Source organism: Psychrobacter sp. TS_SC_6, from assembly GCF_056156305.1.
In genome coordinates this window covers 1-7,109 of sequence record NZ_JBVTUB010000003.1, presented here as the reverse complement: position 1 = coordinate 7,109, position 7,109 = coordinate 1, and the positions used below count along the sequence as shown (strand labels likewise).

Sequence of the window (7,109 nt, the reverse complement as noted above, 5' to 3'; positions counted from 1 at the left end):
CACGCACACTTGTGTTGGTGTGCCTGCTGATATAAAATATCCGTATCGAAAGATGGGTTTTATATCTGCTGACACAGATTAAAATTCACCTAACCCCTAGTGATTGCCGTCGCTGGGGGTTAGTCGTTTCTAGCATTTGAGTTTACGCTCTCAATCTTGTTTCGTCAATTAGCAATTTTCTCGTAAAGCCATGTTATTCAAGGGATACAAAGTTATACCTACGTCATATTACATACCTATAACTGAATCGACATAAAACTGCTTTAGGCTTTATTTTTCATAAACGCTGATCTGAAAACGAAAAAAGCCCCCACACACTAGAGAACTTTTTATCATTAAGTACTTGTATTAATAATGCTGTTTACCTATTAAGCGCTTTCTGAATTAATGCCTAACATCCATAACAAGTCTTGTTTGAGCAAGCTCATCAAGATATTGGTCTATGATTTGAGTATTTTCTTTATCCAAATGTGCATCCCATTCATCTAGCATGACAACTGTACTTTGGTCGTCCTCTCTAATTTCTTGAATTTGCTTGATGAGTTGTTGTCCTGTTGAGCCTTTATGGGTTTGATCTGTTTTGTAATTGAAATACAAATTGTGCTTGGCAGGCAAATAGTACGCTCGTTCTTGGTAGTAGTCTTTTAGCTTAAGCAACATACAAGACTTACCAACACCATTACTACCAATCAGCGTTACCCTCCCTTTCTTGGGCAGCTGTGTTGAATCAAAAATCTCTCCTGTTTGCTTCACACGTATTTGGTCTGCCTGAATGTAGGTATCTAAATCCACATTGGTAGGTTGTAAAACCTCCAAAATGCCATCTAGCATCGTTTTAATAACACCAATACTGGTATGGTAGCCAACCAATGCATAGCACATTTGCAATAGCTGAATTTGTCTTGGCAGCGTAGCAATTAGCACCGCCATCGTCGCGGCGTCACTCCAATTTTTATTAAAAATAAAGCCAGTAATCGCAAAAACAGGCAGCATTAATATGATCATGCCTAGGCTTGAATTGATGTGCTGGATGGATGTGGATTTGACACTATTATTCTTTGCGGTCGCAAAGCTTTTTTGAACGATATTATTATAGAGCGTGTAATTATGCTTGTTGAAAATAACGACGTTATCCCAACTGTCAAAGAGTTTAGCGGTTAAGTTCAACCGTGATTGCTGATCTGTTTTGGCAGCGGTTTTTAAAGTATGTCGTCTGAAATGTACAAACGTGGAAGCAAAAACAATACCTACTGCATAACCAAGCAGTAATGTACCATCTAGAAACCAAGCAATAACAAGAACGTTAAATAAGACGTTAAGAACCAACGCTGAAATGTCAAAGATACTATCAATGACTGTCTCAAGCGTGTAGTTACTCTCCTGAGCAAGTGTTGTCGTTGCCGTACTCTGTAATTCATCGCTGGATAAAAAATAGGTTTTACCTAAAAAAACAGTGTGGAAGGTATCATTGTATAATTTATGAGCATCGTACTTAGCACGCTCTGTATTGGTGACACAGAAATACGCAGGCACATAAACGACCACCAAAGAGGCGGCAAATAACAGCATATAGGGAAGTAAAGGCCCATTGTCAGCAAAACTTTGTGCAAGTCGAGCAATAAAATACGTTGAGGACGCTACAATGATTTGCTGAATTACTAAAAAAAATAATGCTATACGCAAATACTTGTTTGAGATAATTTTATAAATCAAGATTTTTCGATATCCCTTAAAATTGAAACACATGAATCTAGCAAATAACGACTTCTTTCTGTTGTTAATTCTTTGTAGTTTGGCATAGATGTTAAAGAATCATAAGCAGAAAGAGTTTGTTCAATAATGTCTACAGAGGGCGGATGAACACATGGTTTTTCAGGCTCGCCCAAATAATTTTTTCTAAGAGCTACTACTTCTGTTGCGACGATAATACTATGGACTACCTTATCTATTGGTCTTTTAGTTTGGAGTATAGCTGAGTTACTGTAGTTATCTTCAGTTAAAATTAGATCATAGTCTGGGTAGTGCAAGTATCTTAACTCATCAATAAAAACTAAAGTATGTGTTAATTCATGAACTAATAATTCAACAATATCGTTTCTTGACCAATGATCCCTATGGTTTACCCAAACAACACCGATTGCATTAGATGTTGAACCTCCACCGGAAACATCTGATTTCCTAAGAAAAATTGAATCTACTGCGATTTGTAATGTGAAGTATATCTCTGGAAATTCGAGTTTAATGAACTCCATAGCACTACGAATACTCTCCTGAGACCTCTGAAATTCTGATTCCAAAGAACTACCAACTGCAGAAGATTGATTCATATCATCTAGCAAAGATTCTGTATAAAATAAATTCGTTAAGCTTTGCTCAGTATTTTTATTTTCGATAATACTTGTTCCTAATTTATTTAATCTAGGAACATCAGGTTGTGTTTTTTTAAGAAATTCATGAAAACTGTTTTCTAAATCGTCAAAACTCTTAAAATTTGCCTCATTGTCTATTGCTGAAAGAACAGCAATATTTTTATAGATATTTGAGTTTCCTATTAAACTAATCATAACACTCTCTTTTTAGTTAAAAAGGTGATATTTCAGTTACCCAAAACACCACCTTTTATTAGTCAACAATAGTATAACTACTTGTCGTTTTTATCATTATCAAATGCAATCATTCTTAGTGGTGGTCTTGGCTTACCTGGATTAGTGATAGCCATTTTTATTGTACTGTAACGTGCTTGTTTAAGATCGCTATCGCTGATACCTGAAAGGATAGATTCAATATTTGGCATAATAAATTCCATAGATTATTAAGTGTATTTAAAACGAGATATTGAGAATCAACATCACAAAAGAACTTTAGTTTATAAAAATTTAGTCGTCAACTGTTCATACTTAACTATCACAAAAGTCGTTATTTGTTCATAATTAAGTAGTAATAACATCTATAATCATACAAAAGTTGGTTTTTACTTATAATCTAGAAACATAAGTTACCTACCCATGTTCGGAGATCTTGACCTTGTGGACGTTCTAGCACGCTCTTGCTCTTTGGCTTTTATCACTTCTCTAACTTGTCCAGCAATCTGTTTAATTCCTTCAATTCCGCTTGTATTCCTGTCTGCGAGCCGGTTATTTTCGCTTGTGATTGCTCTATTTTGATCTGTGCGTTCACTAATGCCTTCAATTCGCTCTCTAACCTCACTGTATCGCTCTCTAATTGCGTCGTATCGCTCTTGAGATAGTCGGGCGGTGCTATCGTAGTCTGATACGTCTTCAACTGCGCTACGAGCTGCATTTGTACGTTCCCTAACGCCAATAACTCGCTTATTAACGTTGCTTGCGTTGTTGCGTGATTTTTCCGATGCTGCACCCAACCATTGAACACGCTTGTTTGTTCTGTCATTGAAGTTTGCAACTGCCTGAACAATACCGGCAAGCGTTCCAGCTCTTGCGTCTTCGTCTGCGCCAATTTGTTCAATGAGGCTGTCAATTCGGCGATATCTTGGTCTTTCTGGTGTATCTGCTGCTGTGTGTATCGCTCTTGGTCGTCTAGCATCTGCTCTTGGCGTTTGATCGTGTCCTGCTGTGCTTGTAGGGCTTGCTGTACTTGCTCTAGTAGTTTCTTGTCCATACTTTACCTCTGACTGTAGTCGATGGGCTGCTGTGTCTGTGTTTGCGGCTGTTGAATGATGTAGGTCGGTTTTGAGAACTTGTTGACCAACGCTGCCCCTATGAGCATACCCAACACCAATACCGTGATTGCGACGATACTGGTGACTATCAGCCATTTTTTCATTTCTGACTTGATGACCTGCGCTATCCGGTCTTCTCGCTGCACAATCAATTGTTTGATGTGCTGTGTGTAGGCTTCTATCGTCCTTTCCATCTCTTCTGCGAACTGCTCTAAATGTTCGGTGGTATGGGCTTGGACGTTGTTCGTATAGGTTTCGAGGGCTGTAGACATATCGGTTTGATGCTTTGCTAACGTTTTTAGCAACTGCTCGTTGCTGGTGTCTAGGCTTTCCATGCCTTGCTTGATGATAGTCTCGCTTTCTTCCAACTTCGCTGTCATAAAGCTGTTTAGCTGAGTCGTAGCGTTCTGTACTTCCTGCTCGATAGTCTTTGCTTGCTGCTGTGACTGTGTTTTGAATTTCTCTGCTAAAGTTAAAATCTCGCTCATATAATCCGCCTGTCAGCCTGATATTCCGTTTCCCTGCTGGGTTTTTAATACTGATCGCTTTGTCGGTCTCTCTTGCGATCTCAAAGCCATTATCGGTGAGGGCTTGTATAACATCGTCACGATTGGTGATAACGCCTTCAACCACCAGTGCTTGTAGACCGTCAGTAATGGCTTGTCTTGCGTCTTTGATCTCTCTTGGCAAGTTGTCACGCTGCGCCATTAGTCGCTTATTGGCTGGATCGTTTGGGTCAGTAAAACTATGCTCGATGTTTTGCATGTCTTTCCATGCATTGACGCGGCGCTTATCCACGCTGTGCACGTAAGGCTGAAAGGCGCGGCCATGCTCTAAATCAACGTTAGCAAAGACAAAGTTCAGCTCTAACCGGCCTTTGTCTCGATGCTCAATCCAGCTAACACTTACTCTATCAACGTCTAGCCCTGCTCGAATGGTCTGCTCAAAGCCGTCCATCAAGGCATTTTTTTGTTCTACCGTCACCTCGTCGGCTGTCTCGGTGAACGATAAGCAACCACTGGTATATTTTTGCTTGAAGTCTAGGCTGTCAATGAGCAAGGCTTGATTGTCTATATCGCCTCTTAATATCTCGGCACCAACACGTTTGCCATCTGGCTGATCTTTGTCTTTGAGCAAGTAATCAAACACGCCTTTGCTGCTACCAGTGCCATTCGTGAAGAATTTAACGATCATCAGGCACACTCGATGCTAGTGCGTCGTCTAGCGTGGTTTGCAGGTTAAGTAAGGCCATCAACACAGCGTTATCCACCTCTTGTCCTGCATTGGTCTGCTTGGCTATTTGATTGATGTTGATACCAATGCGATTAATGGCTCGTACCAATTCGGGATCGGCACTGTGTACGATTTTTTTGTTCTTTGGTTCAGGCGCAGCGATCGGCTGATCGAGTACCAATCCGCGAACGTAGTTAGACATATCGCCTCCGCCTACGCGCTTTTTAATCTCTAAAATCTCAGCATCGGAGACTCGTATTTTTAGCCATTTCGTCCTTGCCATTTTAGCCTCGCTTTAGCAGTTGTTTTTTACCCCTCACGGCTTTTTGTGAGGGGTTGGGGTTAAGGGGTTTCCCCTTACCAGTATGCCTTGGGTCAATAGTAACGCAGTGGATATTGTACCCACGGTATATGCTGGCTTACTACAAAAAACCCTAAAAAATATAATTATTAAACAAGTAACAGAGTGATAATTTTTAGTTAGTTACACACCTAAAATAATATTTTGGTAAAAATCTTTACCCTTATCAGAAACAATGAATGATATTAAGGGTTCAGTTTTTGACGTATAACTTGGTTTTGTCTCTTGTTCAACTAACTCTAAATAAAATAAAGCTTTTCCTAAAGAAGCTAGTTTATCGAAATCATTATCACCATAAATCGAAGTCATTCCAGAGACCAAATATGTATCTAAGTTCTTTATGACATACATATGATAATCAAAAACCAACTGAGCATCATTACCTTCACCTTGCTCACATCTAGAAACATATAACTTTAGCGCCCTAGCTATCATCCTAGCATGAATATCCTTAGCAACACTATCCAAGGCATTAAATACATCCTCGCCTAACTGGGCATCATCCCGAGCAACCATTACTCTTTTGAAAGCTACAAGCTCTGCCTCACTAAACATGCAATAGAAGGCCCAAAACTTCTTACTAAAAGACTTCGATTTAAGAACATTATAAGCATTACAAAGACCCATAGCTGACGTAATAAAGGGGAGTTCTGATACTACATCAGAGACAAGCCCTAGGTTAGGGACAAGGAAAGTTTTAAGCAGAGCTTCAGCGACCTGACCACCTGTATCGACAGACTGCACCATCAGAGAATCTTTATTAGACGACATACGAACCTCTAAAAATAGACAACAGATAAAAGGATGTATAAGGAAGCACACGCAGCAATAATAGCCTAAGCAGAGAAACATAACCAACGAACGAGTATAAATATTCCAAACTAGCAAACCCCCCCCCTCAAGAGGAGCTGTTATCTGATTTAGGCTTATCCACTGTCAAATTTTGCCGAGTCTTTTACGCCTACGGTACGTACTCTCTGATATACCCAACTCCACCCAAGGCTTTAGCGACTGTTCTGACGTAGGTATAGGCTTACGCTTAGATACCTTACCGCCCTTACTTCCTTTCAGTGCTTGGCGATAAATAAACTCGTTATAGTGATACCCATCATTTTTCCAGCAGTATTTAGCAATGCTTTTAGCTGTGGCTTTGATTTCTGAGTACGGTAACGGCTCTGAGAACATCATGTTCACGCTCTGAGCATGTTTAAGTACTGACTGATACCATTGCTCCCAAGTATTCCCTCGATGTTCTCTGATCGCAGAATACGCCCAATGGCGAACAGTATCGAACAAGGAACAGTTCCTACCAAGTCCGTATTCTTTCTCTGTAGTCGTTAAAGGTCTGAGATCAACGAACTCCGCTAGATAATTAAGCTCGTAAGCTTCTTTTGTCCATACTTCGGTACGCCAATGCTCGTGCATCGGGTTTTTGGTGATGAAGTTGGTATAACCGACGTCTGCTCTTGTCTCTCTGACCAGTCCTGCTTGTATCTTAGCGAGATAATCTAAAGCTTTACGGCTGCCATGCTCACTGGTGCAAACAGGCGTTTTTAGCTCATAAACGATGTGAGCATGGCCATTTGAGGGGTTTTGACTTGTCCACCGTGGCGGTGGTAGGTGTTCTTCTGCCCAACGCATTGCGCCATGCTCATGATCAATGTCTAAGCAAATGAAGTGGGTCATGCAAGGGGGGTTATGCTGAATGTACCGCATTTTGACGGCAGTTTGCCTAGGACGAATGACAAGGTTACCTAAATCATTGGTGCAATAGGGCTTATGAGGGAGGTTTTCGTATATTTCCGGTAGTATTAACAT

At 40.4% G+C, this 7,109-nt stretch carries 8 protein-coding genes; all 8 read right to left on the bottom strand.

Features of this window, described 5'->3' with window-relative positions; all coding sequences use genetic code 11:
• Nucleotides 1-384: 384 nt before the first annotated feature.
• The 8 genes from AC0J5Y_RS12600 to AC0J5Y_RS12565 all read right to left on the bottom strand — a co-directional run bounded on the left by AC0J5Y_RS12600 (nucleotide 385) and on the right by AC0J5Y_RS12565 (nucleotide 7,109).
• Nucleotides 385-1,569 carry a hypothetical protein gene (locus tag AC0J5Y_RS12600; RefSeq protein ID WP_475132200.1) on the bottom strand — a complete coding sequence of 395 codons (1,185 nt, stop codon included), beginning with the start codon at nucleotides 1,567-1,569 and terminating at the stop codon, nucleotides 385-387.
• Nucleotides 1,570-1,709: 140 nt separating this feature from the next.
• Nucleotides 1,710-2,564, bottom strand: coding sequence for an aKG-HExxH-type peptide beta-hydroxylase (locus AC0J5Y_RS12595; protein WP_475132199.1), 855 nt, complete (start codon nucleotides 2,562-2,564; stop codon nucleotides 1,710-1,712).
• Nucleotides 2,565-2,641: 77 nt separating this feature from the next.
• Nucleotides 2,642-2,794: a hypothetical protein gene (locus tag AC0J5Y_RS12590; RefSeq protein WP_475132198.1), complete on the bottom strand. Its 153-nt coding sequence runs from the start codon at nucleotides 2,792-2,794 to the stop codon at nucleotides 2,642-2,644.
• A gap of 269 nt (nucleotides 2,795-3,063) precedes the next feature.
• Nucleotides 3,064-3,636: a hypothetical protein gene (locus AC0J5Y_RS12585; RefSeq protein WP_475132206.1), complete on the bottom strand. Its 573-nt coding sequence runs from the start codon at nucleotides 3,634-3,636 to the stop codon at nucleotides 3,064-3,066.
• A gap of 3 nt (nucleotides 3,637-3,639) precedes the next feature.
• Nucleotides 3,640-4,185, bottom strand: a complete 546-nt coding sequence (locus AC0J5Y_RS12580) for an MbeB family mobilization protein (RefSeq protein ID WP_475132205.1) — start codon at nucleotides 4,183-4,185, stop codon at nucleotides 3,640-3,642.
• Nucleotides 4,186-4,880: 695 nt separating this feature from the next.
• Nucleotides 4,881-5,213, bottom strand: coding sequence for a plasmid mobilization protein (locus AC0J5Y_RS12575; protein WP_475132203.1), 333 nt, complete (start codon nucleotides 5,211-5,213; stop codon nucleotides 4,881-4,883).
• A gap of 201 nt (nucleotides 5,214-5,414) precedes the next feature.
• The gene (locus AC0J5Y_RS12570) at nucleotides 5,415-6,062 is read right to left on the bottom strand and encodes a hypothetical protein (protein WP_475132202.1); all 648 of its coding nucleotides are present in this window, start codon (nucleotides 6,060-6,062) and stop codon (nucleotides 5,415-5,417) included.
• A gap of 165 nt (nucleotides 6,063-6,227) precedes the next feature.
• The gene (locus tag AC0J5Y_RS12565; RefSeq protein WP_475132201.1) at nucleotides 6,228-7,109 is read right to left on the bottom strand and encodes a replication initiation protein; all 882 of its coding nucleotides are present in this window, start codon (nucleotides 7,107-7,109) and stop codon (nucleotides 6,228-6,230) included.

What these genes read in the sequence shown, in the direction of transcription:
- AC0J5Y_RS12590 (WP_475132198.1), bottom strand. Translation starts at nt 2,794, where the DNA reads ATGCCAAATATTGAATCTATCCTTTCAGGTATCAGCGATAGCGATCTT.
- AC0J5Y_RS12595 (WP_475132199.1), bottom strand. Translation starts at nt 2,564, where the DNA reads ATGATTAGTTTAATAGGAAACTCAAATATCTATAAAAATATTGCTGTT.
- AC0J5Y_RS12600 (WP_475132200.1), bottom strand. Translation starts at nt 1,569, where the DNA reads ATGCTGTTATTTGCCGCCTCTTTGGTGGTCGTTTATGTGCCTGCGTAT.
- AC0J5Y_RS12575 (WP_475132203.1), bottom strand. Translation starts at nt 5,213, where the DNA reads ATGGCAAGGACGAAATGGCTAAAAATACGAGTCTCCGATGCTGAGATT.
- AC0J5Y_RS12565 (WP_475132201.1), bottom strand. Translation starts at nt 7,109, where the DNA reads ATGTTAATACTACCGGAAATATACGAAAACCTCCCTCATAAGCCCTAT.
- AC0J5Y_RS12585 (WP_475132206.1), bottom strand. Translation starts at nt 3,636, where the DNA reads ATGGACAAGAAACTACTAGAGCAAGTACAGCAAGCCCTACAAGCACAG.
- AC0J5Y_RS12580 (WP_475132205.1), bottom strand. Translation starts at nt 4,185, where the DNA reads ATGAGCGAGATTTTAACTTTAGCAGAGAAATTCAAAACACAGTCACAG.
- AC0J5Y_RS12570 (WP_475132202.1), bottom strand. Translation starts at nt 6,062, where the DNA reads ATGTCGTCTAATAAAGATTCTCTGATGGTGCAGTCTGTCGATACAGGT.